The sequence below is a fragment of the Stenotrophomonas sp. AG209 genome, assembly GCF_003550055.1.
Lineage (GTDB): Bacteria > Pseudomonadota > Gammaproteobacteria > Xanthomonadales > Xanthomonadaceae > Stenotrophomonas.
The window spans coordinates 1,466,363-1,480,064 of sequence record NZ_QXDB01000001.1 but is presented as its reverse complement, the minus strand read 5'-3'; the positions used below and the strand labels follow the sequence as shown (position 1 = coordinate 1,480,064).

Sequence of the window (13,702 nt, the reverse complement as noted above, 5' to 3'; positions counted from 1 at the left end):
AGGTCGTACTGGTCGGGTATAGTCCAGCCGCTGCATCACGCTCAAGCGGTGCAGTGAGTTGTCAGTCTTGCTGTCAATGTTATTGCTGCAGGTTTGGCGGGAGATGGCCTTCGGTCGTTTTCATCGTTTTTCACACAGCCTGCGTTCCGCAGCCAGCGACATGACGTCATGAATCCAGTGATTCCGCAGGGACCCGGTCCGGGGTCCGCCTTCGATGCCTCCCTTGTCTGCGCTGTCATCGTCACCTATGGGCCCGAGCCGGACCTGTTGCGGCGGGTGGTTGACAGTGTGCTGCAGCAGGTGGGGCATCTTGTGGTGTTCGACAATGGCAGCACGGGTGTTGATGTCGACGAACTGCTGGCCGGAAAGGGCGGAATCAGCGTAATTGCCTCGGCGCACAACGTTGGCCTCGGGAGTGCCTTGAACCGGGCCTATGAGCGGGCACAGGCGCTCGGCTTTGCCTATGTGCTGCTGATGGATCAGGACAGTGTGCTGGCGCCAGGGATGGTGGATGTCCTGGGGACTGCACTGATCGAATTGGCCCGCGCAGAGCGCGTGGCCGCTGTCGGCCCGCAGTTCCGCGATTCGCGCAGTGGCATGCTTGCCCCGTTCGTTCGCTTTGGCTTCCCGTTCAACCACAAGTTGCGGGGGGGAGCGGGCCAGCGCATCTCCTGCGATTTCCTCATTACCTCCGGTTCGCTGGTGCCGATGTCGGCATTGCAGGATATCGGTGCAATGGACGAATCCCTGTTCATTGACAACCTGGACATGGACTGGTGTTTCAGGGCCAAGCGCCATGGTTATTCCCTGTATGGCATCTGCGACGCGCAGATGACCCATAGCATCGGCGAGGAGCTGCTGCCATCACGTACGAAGCCGGATGGCGTGATCGTGCACAAGCCCTTCCGCCTTTACTTCATCATGCGCAATCGCGTTCTGCTCTACGCGCGTGCCTATACGCCACGGGTGTGGATTGCCCAGGATGTGCCGCGCCTGCTGCTGAAGCTGGTAGGCAACGGCGTGTTCCTCGCCCCTCGCTGGATTCGGTTGCGGTTCATGTTGAGAGGGCTGTGGGATGGGCTTCGGGGCAAGGCCGGGCCCCTGCCTCCGGTAAATCACTGAACAGGCAGTTTGGTGAACCTGCCTTGGGGAAATGGGCTGGGGTAGACTCCGCTGACGCCCCTGCCATGCTTCTCCCGTGCCCCGACGCTACGATTCCGACGACATCGACGATTTCGACGACGACGACCAGCAGGACAACGGTCCGCTGTGGCGGCGCCGGCTGATCACCTGGAGCATGGCTGCGGTCGCGTTGGGATTGGGTTTCCTCATCCCCTATACGCTGTACCTGAACCAACAGGTGACCCAGCGTTTCGGTGAACTGCGCTGGCAGATCCCGACGCGCGTGTACGCGCGCCCGCTGGTGCTGACTCCCGGCAAGGCGATGGATGCGTCCACGCTGAAGACCGAGCTGGCAGCCTCTGCCTACCGCGATGACGGGCAGGGCAAGGAGCCGGCCACCTATGCGGTGAACGGCGGGCGCTTCGTCATCTCCAGCCGCGGCTTCAACGACGTTGACGGCCGGGTGGCCCCGCGCCGGGTGGAGCTGTCGCTGGCCGACGGCGGCGTGGCCTCGCTGCGCGACGCTGACAACCGCAAGGCGCTGAAGGCCGCGCGGCTGGATCCGGCGCGCATCGCCACCCTGTACGGCCAGAAGCAGGAAGAGCGCCGCCTGATCCGCATGGACGAGGCGCCGGACCTGCTGGTGACCGGCCTGCAGGCAGTGGAAGACAAGGATTTCAACCGCCATCACGGCATCGACCTGTCCGGCATCGCGCGCGCGGTGTGGGTGACGATCCGTTCCGGTGGCCAGAGCCGCCAGGGCGCTTCGACGCTGACCCAGCAGCTGGCCCGCAGCGGCCTGCTCGGCATCGGCAAGGAACAGACGGTCACCCGCAAGTTCAATGAGGTGCTGTACGCACTGATCATGGAAGCGCGCTACGACAAGCGCACCATTTTCGAGGCCTACCTCAACCAGGTGTACCTGGGCCAGCGCGGCAGCCAGGCGATCCATGGCATGTCCTCCGGCGCCGAGTTCTGGTTCGGCCGTGACCTGCAGTCGCTGGAGACCGAGCAGATCGCACTGCTGATCGGCCTGGTCAAGGGCCCGTCCTTCTACGACCCGCGGCGCAACCCGGAGCGCGCGCTGGATCGCCGCAACTTCGTGCTGGGCAAGCTGCACGAGGCCACGCTGATCGACGATGCCGAGTACCAGCGCGCGCTGAAGGCACCGCTGGGCGTGCCCAAGACGCCGGGCCTGGTGGCAGCCAACCGCTTCCCCGCCTACGTTGACCTGGTTCGCCGCCAGCTCGGCCATGACTATCCGGAATCGGCGCTGCAGGGCGCGGGCCTGAGCGTGATGACCGGCATGTCGCCGTCCGCGCAGGCCTATGCCGAAGGCGCGGTGACCCGCACCATCAAGTCGCTGGAAAGCCAGCGCCGCCCTGAACTGCAGGCCGGCATGGTGTTGACCGACGTGCACAACGGTGACGTGCTGGCGGTGATCGGCAGCCGCGAGGTGTCCGAGGTCGGCTTCAACCGCGCGATCGAGGCACAGCGCCCGGTCGGTTCGCTGCTCAAGCCGTTCGTGTACCTGCTGGCCCTGGCGCAGCCGGACCGCTATTCGCTGGCCAGCTGGGTGGATGATTCGCCGGTGACGGTGCAGCTCGGCCGCGGCCGCAACTGGAACCCCGGCAATGCGGACAACCGCAGCCACGGCACGGTGCGCCTGATCGACGCACTGGCGCATTCCTACAACCAGGCCACGGTGCGCGTGGGCATGCAGGTCGGCCCCGAGCGCGTGACCCAGCTGATCCACGTGCTGGCCGGGATCAAGGCCGAGGCCAACCCGGCGGTGATCCTCGGCTCGACCGACCAGAGCCCGTACGCGATGGCGCAGCTGTACCAGTTCCTTGCGTCCGGCGGCGAGATCCAGCCGCTGCACGCGGTGCGTGGCGTGCTCGATCCGCAGGGCAAGCTGCTCAAGCGATACGACAAGACCCCGGCACCGGCGCAGGAAGGCGATTCGATTGCCGCCAACCTGATCAGTGTCGGCCTGCAGCAGGTGGTCGCCAGCGGTACCGCGCAGCGGCTCAATGCCGATGGCCTCGGCCGCCTGCAGCCCGCCGGCAAGACCGGCACCACCAACGATGGCCGTGACAGCTGGTATGCCGGCTACACCGGTGATCATCTGGCGGTGATCTGGATCGGCAACGATCAGAACGAGCAGGCCGGCCTGTATGGCGCCACCGGCGCGATGCGGGTCTGGTCGGGCATCTTCCAGCGCCTGCCGAGCGCGCCGCTGCGGGTCAGCAACAAGGGCCTGGATTGGCAGTCGGTGGCGCCCACCGGCCTCAACAGCACCGATGAAGGCTGCCCCGGCGCGCGTCGTTTCCCGTTCGTGGTTGGCTATGCGCCGGCCTATGCGCCGTGCGCACCGGCGGTGTCGCCGGACGGGCAGGGCGGGGCCGAAGGCGAGGGCGGTGGCTGGCGCAGCTGGTTCGGCCTGGACCGCAAGCCGGAAGCACCTGCCGAACCTGCCGCGGCACCCGCCGCCGCTACTCCTCCCCCGAGCCGATGATGCCGATGAACATGCGATCCCTGCTGCAGCCCCTGGCCCTGACCGGCCTCAGCCTGGCCCTGGCCGCCTGCGTGAGCAGCGCACCGCCGGTGGTCAAGCCGGTCGACACCACCACGCCGGCGCAGCGCCTGGCTGCCGTGGATGCAGCAGCAGGCCCGGACGACAAGGAACTGTCGGTGCAGCCGCTGCGTGATTCGCAGGTGGAAGACCTGCGGTTGACCGCACAGGCGCAGCGCCAGGCAAACGATCTGGCCGGCGCGGCCAGCAGCCTGGACCATGCGCTGGAAATCGTCGCCGGCGACCCGGCGGTTTTGCAGGAACGTGCCGAGCTGGCACTGCTGCAGGGCCAGTGGGCACAGGCGGAGACGTTCGCGCGCAAGGCGGTGGATCTGGGTTCGAAGACCGGGCCGCTGTGCCGCCGGCACTGGGCGACGATCGAGCAGTCGCGCCTGGCGCGGGGCGAGAAGGAGAATGCGGTGTCGGCGCATGCGCAGCTGGAAGGCTGCACCGTGCCGGGGATCAAGCGGTACTGAGTTATTCCACTCCATCGGGCGCTGCCCCCTCTGCGGCAAGCGCTCGCACTGATGGATGGTCGTGATGGGCCGTGTGGGTGGGGCGTGCAGGACGCGCCGTAAACCCATCCCTGGGGGCTCGATGGCGCCATCCATGGCGCCAACGGTCCTGCACGCCCCACCCACCCGGCCCGCCATACATCGCGCGGGCCGCAGGCAAGAACAAAATCAAAATCAAAAGCGGGTCGCACGCTGCGCGCACTCGCGGTAACTCATCGTTCTTCCCGTTCCCTCCACCGCTTTTGACATCCCAGTCGAGCAAGCTCGACGCTACGAAGTGCGTCCCTCCGTCACCGGGAAACTGTCGGAGGCGGGGGACTGTGGGTTTGCGGGGTGTCCGCGGCATGGATGCCGCGGCCAAGCCCCCAGGGACGGGTTTACGGCGTCCCCGCAAACCCACAGTCCCCCGCCAGTCCCCAGTACAACCCAGAGCCATGAACACCGCTGTTGCTGTTGCTGTTGCTCCGGCTTGAAACGGGTGCCGGGCAGCGCCCGGCCGGGTATCCTTTCCCTCTGATGTCCGACCTTGTCCATGCCAGCCGCGAAGCCCTCAGCGAAGGCGGCGCGCTCGCCTCGCACCTGGATGCCTTTGTCCCGCGTCCGGCACAGCTGCACCTGACCGAAGCCATCGCCGATGCGCTGCAGCAGCGGGACCTGCTGCTGGCCGAGGCTGGTACCGGCACCGGCAAGACCTTCGCCTATCTGGTGCCGGTGCTGCTGTCCGGGTTGCGCACCATCATCTCCACCGGCACCCGCGCGCTGCAGGACCAGCTCTATCACCGCGATCTGCCGCGCGTGCGCCAGGCGCTGGGCGTCGGCCTGCGCAGCGCGCTGTTGAAAGGGCGCGCGAATTACCTGTGCCGCTACCGACTGCAGCAGGCGCGGGGTGAACCGCGGTTTTCCAGCCCCGAGCAGGCCGCGCAGTTCCAGCGCATCCTGGCCTGGTCCGGCCGCTCGGAGTTCGGCGACATCGCCGAACTGGAAGGCCTGGCCGATGACTCGCCGCTGCTGCCGATGGTCACCTCCACCGTCGACAACTGTCTGGGTACCGATTGCCCGTTCTGGGATGACTGTTTCGTGGTGCGTGCGCGCCAGCGTGCGCAGGCGGCCGACGTGGTGGTGGTCAACCATCACCTGCTGCTGGCCGACCTGGCACTGAAGCAGGATGGCTTCGGTGAGTTGCTGCCGGGGGCGCAGGCCTTTGTCATCGACGAGGCGCATCAGCTGCCCGAGTTGGCCGCGCAGTTCTTCGGCGAAGGCTTCGGCATGCGTCCGTGGCAGGAGCTGGGCCGCGACTGCCTGGCCGAAGCTCGCGGCGTGGGCGGTGCGCAGTCGGCCCTGCAGGAACCGGTCGACCAGTTGCAGCAGGCGTTGCTGGCGTTGCGTTCGGCGATGGAGGGGCTGCCGCCACGTGGTACGCAGTGGCGCGCGCTGGCGATGCCACAGGTGCGCGATGGATTCGATACGGTGATGGCCGGCCTGGTGACGCTGGAGCAGGCATTGCAGCCGCTGCGGGAAGCGGCGGCGGGCCTGGACGCCTGTCATGCGCGGGCGCGCGAAGCTGTGTCGCGGCTCCAGCGCTGGCTGGGCGATGATGAGCCCACCCTCGATTTCGATACCGATCCGGCGGAGACTCCCAGTGCCGCCGATGTGCTCTGGTATGAGCTCACCCCGCGGGGTTTCCGCTGCCAGCGTACGCCGATGGATGTGTCCGGCCCGCTGCGCGAGCATCGCGAGCGCAGCCGCGCGGCGTGGATTTTCACCTCGGCCACGCTGACCGTTGGCGGTGGCTTCGACCACATCGCCACGCGCCTGGGCCTGGACGATCCGCACACGCTGGTCCAGCCGAGTCCGTTCAATTGGCCCGAGCAGGCATTGTGTTACCTGCCCGAAGGCCTGCCCGATCCGGCGGCGCGCGGGTTTGGCACCGCGCTGATCCAGACTCTACGGCCGGTGTTGCAGGCCTCGCAGGGCAGGGCGTTCCTGTTGTTCGCCTCGCACCGTGCATTGCGTGAGGCCGCCGAGGCACTGCGCGACGGGCCGTGGCCGTTGTTCGTGCAGGGCGAGGCGCCACGCGCGACGCTGCTGCAGCGCTTCCGCGAATCGGGCAATGGCGTGCTGCTGGGCTCGGCCAGTTTCCGCGAGGGCGTGGACGTGGTCGGCGAAGCGCTGAGCGTGGTGATGATCGACAAGCTGCCGTTCGCGGCGCCGGATGACCCGGTCTACGAGGCGCGGCTGGAGGCGATCCGCAGCCAGGGCGGCAACCCGTTCCGCGACGAGCAGCTGCCGCAGGCGGTGATCGCACTGAAGCAGGGCGTTGGCCGCCTGATCCGCAGCGAAAGCGACCGGGGCGTGCTGGTGCTGTGCGACCCGCGCCTGCTCAACCGCGGCTACGGCCGGGTCTTCCTTGAGTCGCTGCCGCCGTTCCGGCGCACCCGCAGCCTGGCCGATGTGCAGGCCTTCTTTACGCCACAATGGCTACCCGTGGCCGATGATGCGCCTGTCCCGGCCGCCGTTGCGGCAGGGCCGGAGCCGGCTCCCGGTGCCACGTTCCCCTTGTTCTGACCTGATCCGATGAAACTGCTCGCCTTTGAAACCGCCACCGAAGCCTGTTCCGTTGCCCTGCATGTCGATGGGCAGGTGCTGGAACGCTTCGAGATCGCCCCGCGCCGGCACGCCGAACTGAGCCTGCCGTGGGCCGAGGCGCTGCTGGCCGACGCCGGCATCAGCCGTCGCCAGCTCGATGGTATCGCGCTCAGTCGCGGTCCGGGTGCGTTCACTGGCGTGCGCCTAGCGATTGCCATCGCCCAGGGCATCGCACTGGCACTGGACCGCCCGCTGCTGCCGGTCTCGACGCTGCAGGTGCTGGCGCTGCGGGCACCGGCGGAAGAAACGCAGATCCTGTCGGCGATCGATGCGCGGATGGGCGAACTCTACGTCGCACGTTTCGAGCGGGTGGACGGCCTGCCGGTCGCGCGCGATGCCGAGCGCGTATGTGCGCCTGCCGCGGTGGCGTTGCCGGAAGGGCTGTCCGCCTACGGTGTGGGTACCGGTTTCGGCGCAGCCGAGAGTGCACTGGTGGCGCAACTTGGGGCTGGCCTGCGTGGATTCGATGCCGCCGCATTGCCGCGTGCGTCGGACGTGCTGGCACTGGCGGTGCCGGCCTTCGCGCGCGGCGAAGCCATTGCACCGGAGAAGGTTGAGCCGGCCTACCTGCGCGACAACGTGGCACTGACCCTGGTCGAGCAGCAGGCGGCGCGAGAAGCGAAGGCGAAGGCCAACGGCTGAGCCCCTCGTGGCGGGGGGGGGGATCGCGTAAATCAAAAGCCGCGCTTGGCCGGGCGGGGTGGGTTCGCGGGGGACGCCGTGAACCCCGCTCCGCGGTCCGGCCCAGCCGCTGGCGGCTGTGCGTTCGGGCGCTTGCGAAGCCGTGCTTCGCAAGCAAAGCGCCCTCACCCCTGGGGGCTTGGCCGCGGCATCCATGCCGCGGACACCCCCGCGAACCCACCCCGCCCGACCTCTGACAGTTCCCGTGTGCGTCCGCCACGGAAAATCAAAAAAGAAAAGTCAAAGTCAAAAGCGGATCGCTTCGCTCGCATCCACGCGTGGCGTGGATGTGTGTCGACCAAGGTCGACACCTACCAACAGCAATGATGCGCCGCGATCTGTCGGAGGTGGGGCGGTGTGGGCTTGCAGGACCGTTGGCGCCATGGGCCCGAGGCATGCCTCGGGCGGGTTGGGCAGGACGCCCAACCCCGGTCCTGCCGTGTGCGCAGGACAGCGCACACGAGCAAGGCGCCATCGAGCCCCCAGGGGTGAGGGCGCTTTGCTTGCGAAGCACGGCTTCGCAAGCGCCCGAACGCACAGCCGCCAGCGGCTGGGCCGGTCTGGGGGTTTACGGCGTGTCCTGCAAGCCCACACCGCCCCGCCAGGTCCGGCATCTCCGCCGCCGCTTCTGCTGTTGATTCGGTTGTGGCCGTCGCCTCTGCGGGTCCCGGGCCGCAGGCCCGGGCAACAAAACCCTACCGGTCGTCGTGCAGGGTGCCACCGGGCAGGAACACCCACGTGCGGGTGACCTGCAGGATGTCGATCTCGTCCTCGGTCTTCGGCAGCGGCGGGAACGGCTGCGCCAGCTGCACCACCCGCAGCGCCGCCTCATCCAGCAACGGCGTCCCGCTTGAACGCAGGATCCGGCTGCTTTCCACGCTGCCATCGCGGCGCACGCCCACGCTGATCACCACCTGGCCGCCGAGCCGGCGCTGCCGGGCCTCGTCCGGGTAGTTCAGGTTGCCGACGCGCTCGGCGCGGTCGACCCAGGCGCGCAGGTAGTTGGCATAGGCATATTCGCGCGTGCTGGCCGACACGAACTTGCGGTTCGGGCGCTTGGCGTACTGCGCGGAACGCAGATGCACCTCGGCCGCCAGCCGTGCCATCTCGGCGTCGCGCTGTTCGCGCGCGGTCAGCGGTGCATCCGGTTCGGGCTGCTCCGGTGTCGGCCGCGGCTGGGCCTGGGCCACCGTCTCTTCGCCATTGCGGCTGCTTACCACGCGTGCCTGCGGCGGCGGAACCGGCGCGGCCGACTGCTGCTGTTGTGGCACTGGGCTCAGCCCCGCCTGCGCCTGCGGCACGATGCCGGCCTGGTTGTCGCGCGGGCGCTGCGCACGGTCGTGCTCGCCACCACCTTCCTGGCTCGCGGCGGCAAGGAAGTCGGCCTGCTTCGGCGTCAGTGCGGTGCGGGTCTGGCTGAAGATCACCTCCAGCGTCGGCACCAGCGGTGCGTCGCCCTTCACCGCAAAGCCCACGCCCAGGATCAGCAGGGCGTGGACCACGACCGACAGCGCGATGGTCGCGCCCAGCCGTTGCGCTTCGCGAGGCGGCGGGGGCAGGACGGCAGGTGCGGCCGCCATCAGCGCAGGCCGGCCTCGAGCGCGTCGAACAGGGTGCCGGCGATGTTCAGGCCGTACTGCGCGTCCAGCTCGCGCACGCAGGTCGGGCTGGTCACGTTGACCTCGGTCAGGTAATCGCCGATCACGTCCAGGCCGACGAAGCGCATGCCACGACGCTTCATCTCCGGGCCAACCTGGCCGGCGATCCAGCGGTCACGCTCGCTCAGCGGGCGCCCTTCGCCACGGCCGCCGGCCGCCAGGTTGCCGCGGAACTCGTCACCCTGGGGAATGCGCGCCAGGCAGTAGTCGACCGGTTCGCCGTCGACCAGCAGGATGCGCTTGTCGCCGGCCGTGATGTCGGGAATGAACTTCTGGGCCAGCGCCAGCTTGCGGCCGCCGTCGGTCAGGGTTTCCAGGATCACGTTCAGGTTCGGATCGCCCTGGCCGCTGCGGAAGATCGAGCGGCCACCCATGCCATCCAGCGGCTTCAGCACGGCCTGGCCGTGTTCCAGGGCGAAGGCCTTCAACGCCTTGGCATCGCGGCTGACCAGGGTCGGCGGGCAGCACTGCGGGAACAGCAGGGCGGCCAGCTTCTCGTTGTAGTCGCGCAGGCCCTGCGGGTTGTTGACCACGCAGGCACCGGCAGCGGCGGCCACATCCAGCACCTGGGTGTCGTAGATGTACTCGGCGTCGACCGGCGGGTCCTTGCGCATCAGCACGATCTGGCCGGGACCGAACTCGGTACGGCTGAACGCGCCCAGCTCATACCAGCCGGCCGGGTCGTCGCGAACCTGCAGCGGTGCGGTCTGGGCCACCGCCACGCCACCTTCCAGGGCCAGTCCGCCCGGCCGCACGTAGTGCAGGGCATGGCCGCGGCGCTGGGCTTCCAGCAGCATGGCGAAGGTGGTGTCCTTGGCGATCTTGATGTGGGCGATGGGGTCCATCACCACGATGACGTTCAACGGCATGGGCGCACCTGTCAGGCAAGGCGTTGATGGTAGCGGCAACGCCGGCCGCGCGCCTCCCCGCCGTACTGCAACGCAGCGTCCGCCTGCCGGCAGCGCAGTCATTGCGAACCCGGTCACGTTCAGCCGGGCGCCACCCCCTGCGCGGTAAGCCGGCCTTGAAGCGGGCGCGGAAAGTGCGATATAGATACGCTTTCGCAGCGGCTCCCGCCAGAGATTGGGCCGTGCGCTTGGGGATAGGCAATGACTGAAAACACGACTGCGGGCGGGGAACTCGCAGGACTCCGGGTGATGGTCATCGATGATTCGAAGACCATCCGCAGGACTGCGGAAACGCTGCTCAAGCGCGAAGGCTGCGAGGTGGTCACCGCCACCGACGGCTTCGAAGCGCTTGCCAAGATCGCAGACCAGCAGCCGCAGATCATCTTCGTCGACATCATGATGCCGCGCCTGGATGGCTACCAGACCTGTGCGCTGATCAAGGGCAACCAGCTGTTCAAGGCGACCCCGGTGATCATGCTGTCATCCAAGGATGGTCTGTTCGACAAGGCGCGGGGGCGCATCGTCGGCTCGGAGCAATACCTGACCAAGCCTTTCACGCGCGAAGAACTGCTGGGTGCCATCCGCACATACGTCAACGCCTGACCAGGGGGGAAAGGCACAATGGCTCGTATCGTCCTGATCGAGGATTCACCGACCGACCGCGCGGTGTTCACCCAGTGGCTGCGCCGTGCCGGCCACGAGGTGCTGGAAGCGGACAACGCCGAGGATGGCCTGCAGCTGGTCCGCGACCAAGTGCCGCAGCTGGTGCTGATGGACGTGGTCCTGCCCGGCATGAGCGGTTTCCAGGCCACCCGCGCAATGGCCCGTGATGCGGCGATCAAGCACATCCCGGTGATCATCGTCAGCACCAAGGCGATGGAAACCGACAAGGCCTGGGGCCTGCGCCAGGGCGCAGCCGATTACATCGTCAAGCCGCCGCGCGAGGATGAACTGATCGCGCGGATCAACGAACTGGTGGCCTGATGCGCTCGCCCTTCGACATCCTTGAAGCCTACGAACGGCGCAGCCTGGCCCACGCGGTGCAGCTGCCCGGGCGGCAGTTCGCCCAGGACCTGTGGCGTGGCGTCGGTTTCCGCGTCGGCCAGCGCCGGCTGGTGTCCGATTTCCGCGAAGTGGTGGAAATCGTACCGATGCCGCCGGTGACCCCGGTGCCCTGCGCGCAGCCCTGGCTGCTGGGCGTGGGCAACCTGCGCGGCAACCTGTTCCCGGTGGTCGACCTGAAGTACTTCCTGGAAGGCACGCGCACCGTGCAGCAGGAAGGCCAGCGCGTGCTGATCATGCGCCAGGCCGGCGGCGACGTCGCACTGACCATCGATGAACTGTTCGGCCAGCGCAGCTTCGAGCTGGAACAGCAGATCGAGGCTGGCACCCTGGCCGAAGGTCGCTACGGCCATTTCGTTGACCGTGCCTTCCATGCCGACGGCCATGACTGGGGCGTGTTCTCGCTCTCGCTGCTGTCGCGCACCCCTGAATTCCGGCAAGCCGCGGCCTGAGGCCGGGCATCGCCCCCTGCATTGAAGATCGAGGTTGAACGATGAGTACTGCTTCGGACGCCACCAAGACCGGCAAGCTGCGGCTGGGCGGCAGCAACCTCTGGCTGTTCCTGCTGCTGGCATCGATGATCCTGTTCGGCGTCAACACCGGCGTCGCCACCTGGCAGGGCAGCCGCCTTGCCGACGCCGGCTCCAAGGCCGCCGACCTGCAGGTGCTGTCGCAGCAGCTGGCCAACCAGGGACGTGACGCGGTCGGCGGCAACGCCCAGGCCTTCACCGCCTTCAAGGCCACCCGCAACGCGATCGAACAGAACGTGTCGACGCTGCAGGGCCGCTACGGCAAGGAGCCGGGCGTGTCCGGTGCCATCGCCACCCTGGGCGAGACCTGGGCACCGTTGGGCAAGCAGGCCGGGCAGCTGGTGGCCAGCGAGCCCGCCGTGCTGGCGCTGGCCGGCAATGCCAACAACTTCACCGGCGCGGTGCCGGGCCTGCAGGCCCAGCTGAACGAGCTGGTACGCGCGATGTCCGCCTCCGGCGCGCCGTCGTCGCAGGTGTACAGCGCATTGCAGCAGGTCGTGGTGGCCGGTTCGATGGCCCGCCGCGTGACCGAAATGCGTGCCGGTGGCAGCGCCGCAGCGACCTCCGGCGATGCGCTGGCGCGTGACATCACCGTGTTCTCGCAGGTGCTCGACGGCCTGCGCAACGGCAACGAGGAACTGGGCATCACCGCCGTGCGCGGTGCCGCCGCCGTGGCCGCGCTGGAGCAGTCGCAGCAGAAGTGGGAAGCGATGAAGCAGGACGCCGACGCGATCCTGGCCAGCTCGCGCCAGCTGTTCGCGGCGCAGTCGGCGGCCACCGCGCTGGGCCAGGGTTCGGCACACATGCTGGACGACAGCCGCAAGCTGTTCGATGCGTTCTCCTCGTTCGGCTCGGTGTCCGATACGCGCCTGTTCCCGAACTTCTGGATCGGTGTGGTGTCCGGTGCGCTGTCGCTGATCGCGATCATCGGCTTCGTCTCCACCAACGTGCGCAGCCGCTCGCGCGAGCAGGAACTGCGTTACCAGACCCAGGTGGAATTCAACAGCCGCAACCAGCAGGCGATCATGCGGCTGCTGGACGAAATCTCCTCGCTCGGTGAGGGCGACCTGACGGTGAAGGCCTCGGTGACCGAGGACATGACCGGCGCGATCGCCGACGCGATCAACTACGCGGTGGACGAGCTGCGCCACCTGGTGACCACCATCAACGACACCTCGGCCAAGGTCGCGATGTCCACCCAGGAAACGCAGGCCACCGCCATGCAGCTGGCAGAGGCGGCGGGCCACCAGGCCAACCAGATCACCTCGGCCTCGGACCGCATCGGCGAAATCGCGGCGAGCATCGAGCAGGTGTCGCGCAACTCGGCCGAGTCGGCCGACGTGGCACAGCGTTCGGTGGTGATCGCCGCCGAAGGTGCCGGCGTGGTGCGCGAGACCATCCAGGGCATGGACCAGATCCGTGACCAGATCCAGGAAACCTCCAAGCGCATCAAGCGCCTGGGCGAGTCGTCGCAGGAAATCGGCTCGATCGTGGAACTGATCAACGACATTTCCGAGCAGACCAACATCCTGGCGTTGAACGCGGCCGTGCAGGCGGCGTCGGCAGGTGAAGCGGGCCGCGGTTTCGCGGTCGTGGCCGACGAAGTGCAGCGCCTGGCAGAACGTACCTCGGGTGCGACCCGACGCATCGAAAACCTGGTCCAGGCCATTCAGGCCGACACCAACGAGGCGGTCACCTCGATGGAGCAGACCACGGCCGAAGTGGTGTCCGGTGCGCGCCTGGCCGAGGACGCCGGTACCGCGCTGACCGAGATCGAGCGCGTGTCCAACGCCCTGAACACCCTCATCAAGAACATCTCCATCGCCGCCCAGCAGCAGTCGGCCGCCGCCTCGGACATCACCCGCACCATGGGCGTGATCCGGCAGATCACCGGCCAGACGTCTCAGGGTGCCGGGCAGACGGCAGAGTCGATCGGCCACCTCGCGCAGCTGGCGGCGGACCTGCGCCGTTCGGTCGCCGACTTCAAGCTGCCGGCGTGACGCGG

At 67.9% G+C, this 13,702-nt stretch carries 11 protein-coding genes; 9 read left to right on the top strand and 2 right to left on the bottom strand.

Translation table 11 applies throughout. The features are described 5' to 3' along the window. Positions 1-168: 168 nt before the first annotated feature. The 5 genes from DFO63_RS06850 to tsaB all read left to right on the top strand — a co-directional run bounded on the left by DFO63_RS06850 (position 169) and on the right by tsaB (position 7,500). Entirely contained in the window at positions 169-1,122 is a 954-nt protein-coding gene (locus DFO63_RS06850) for a glycosyltransferase family 2 protein (protein WP_119006645.1), read from the top strand. Positions 1,123-1,198: 76 nt separating this feature from the next. Beyond that, positions 1,199-3,640: a penicillin-binding protein 1B gene (gene mrcB, locus DFO63_RS06845; protein WP_101765945.1), complete on the top strand. Its 2,442-nt coding sequence runs from the start codon at positions 1,199-1,201 to the stop codon at positions 3,638-3,640. Next, on the top strand, positions 3,637-4,173 hold the full coding sequence (locus DFO63_RS06840; RefSeq protein WP_049442971.1) for a hypothetical protein: 537 nt from the start codon (positions 3,637-3,639) through the stop codon (positions 4,171-4,173). Before mrcB ends, DFO63_RS06840 begins: the two co-directional genes overlap by 4 nt. Before the next feature lie 555 nt (positions 4,174-4,728). Then, the gene (locus DFO63_RS06835) at positions 4,729-6,777 is read left to right on the top strand and encodes an ATP-dependent DNA helicase (protein WP_119006995.1); all 2,049 of its coding nucleotides are present in this window, start codon (positions 4,729-4,731) and stop codon (positions 6,775-6,777) included. A 9-nt stretch (positions 6,778-6,786) separates the two neighbouring features. Further along, the gene (gene tsaB, locus DFO63_RS06830) at positions 6,787-7,500 is read left to right on the top strand and encodes a tRNA (adenosine(37)-N6)-threonylcarbamoyltransferase complex dimerization subunit type 1 TsaB (protein WP_049442973.1); all 714 of its coding nucleotides are present in this window, start codon (positions 6,787-6,789) and stop codon (positions 7,498-7,500) included. Positions 7,501-8,234: 734 nt separating this feature from the next. On the opposite strand, the gene DFO63_RS06825 is transcribed toward tsaB, so the two are convergent. Both DFO63_RS06825 and gshB read right to left on the bottom strand, forming a co-directional pair. Further along, entirely contained in the window at positions 8,235-9,119 is an 885-nt protein-coding gene (locus DFO63_RS06825) for an energy transducer TonB (protein WP_049442974.1), read from the bottom strand. Beyond that, positions 9,119-10,066 carry a glutathione synthase gene (gene gshB / locus DFO63_RS06820; protein WP_014038187.1) on the bottom strand — a complete coding sequence of 316 codons (948 nt, stop codon included), beginning with the start codon at positions 10,064-10,066 and terminating at the stop codon, positions 9,119-9,121. Before gshB ends, DFO63_RS06825 begins: the two co-directional genes overlap by 1 nt. A 240-nt stretch (positions 10,067-10,306) precedes the next feature. Between gshB and pilG the strand changes: the two genes are divergently transcribed. The 4 genes from pilG to DFO63_RS06800 are packed head-to-tail and all read left to right on the top strand — an operon-like array spanning position 10,307 to position 13,697. Then, positions 10,307-10,708, top strand: a complete 402-nt coding sequence (gene pilG / locus DFO63_RS06815; RefSeq protein ID WP_005418455.1) for a twitching motility response regulator PilG — start codon at positions 10,307-10,309, stop codon at positions 10,706-10,708. 18 nt (positions 10,709-10,726) lie between these two features. Beyond that, the gene (locus DFO63_RS06810) at positions 10,727-11,089 is read left to right on the top strand and encodes a response regulator (RefSeq protein WP_005410717.1); all 363 of its coding nucleotides are present in this window, start codon (positions 10,727-10,729) and stop codon (positions 11,087-11,089) included. Continuing rightward, positions 11,089-11,619, top strand: a complete 531-nt coding sequence (locus DFO63_RS06805) for a chemotaxis protein CheW (protein WP_014038186.1) — start codon at positions 11,089-11,091, stop codon at positions 11,617-11,619. The genes DFO63_RS06810 and DFO63_RS06805 overlap by 1 nt, the downstream gene beginning before the upstream one ends. Positions 11,620-11,660: 41 nt before the next feature. After that, the gene (locus DFO63_RS06800) at positions 11,661-13,697 is read left to right on the top strand and encodes a methyl-accepting chemotaxis protein (protein ID WP_014038185.1); all 2,037 of its coding nucleotides are present in this window, start codon (positions 11,661-11,663) and stop codon (positions 13,695-13,697) included. Positions 13,698-13,702 lie beyond the last annotated feature (5 nt).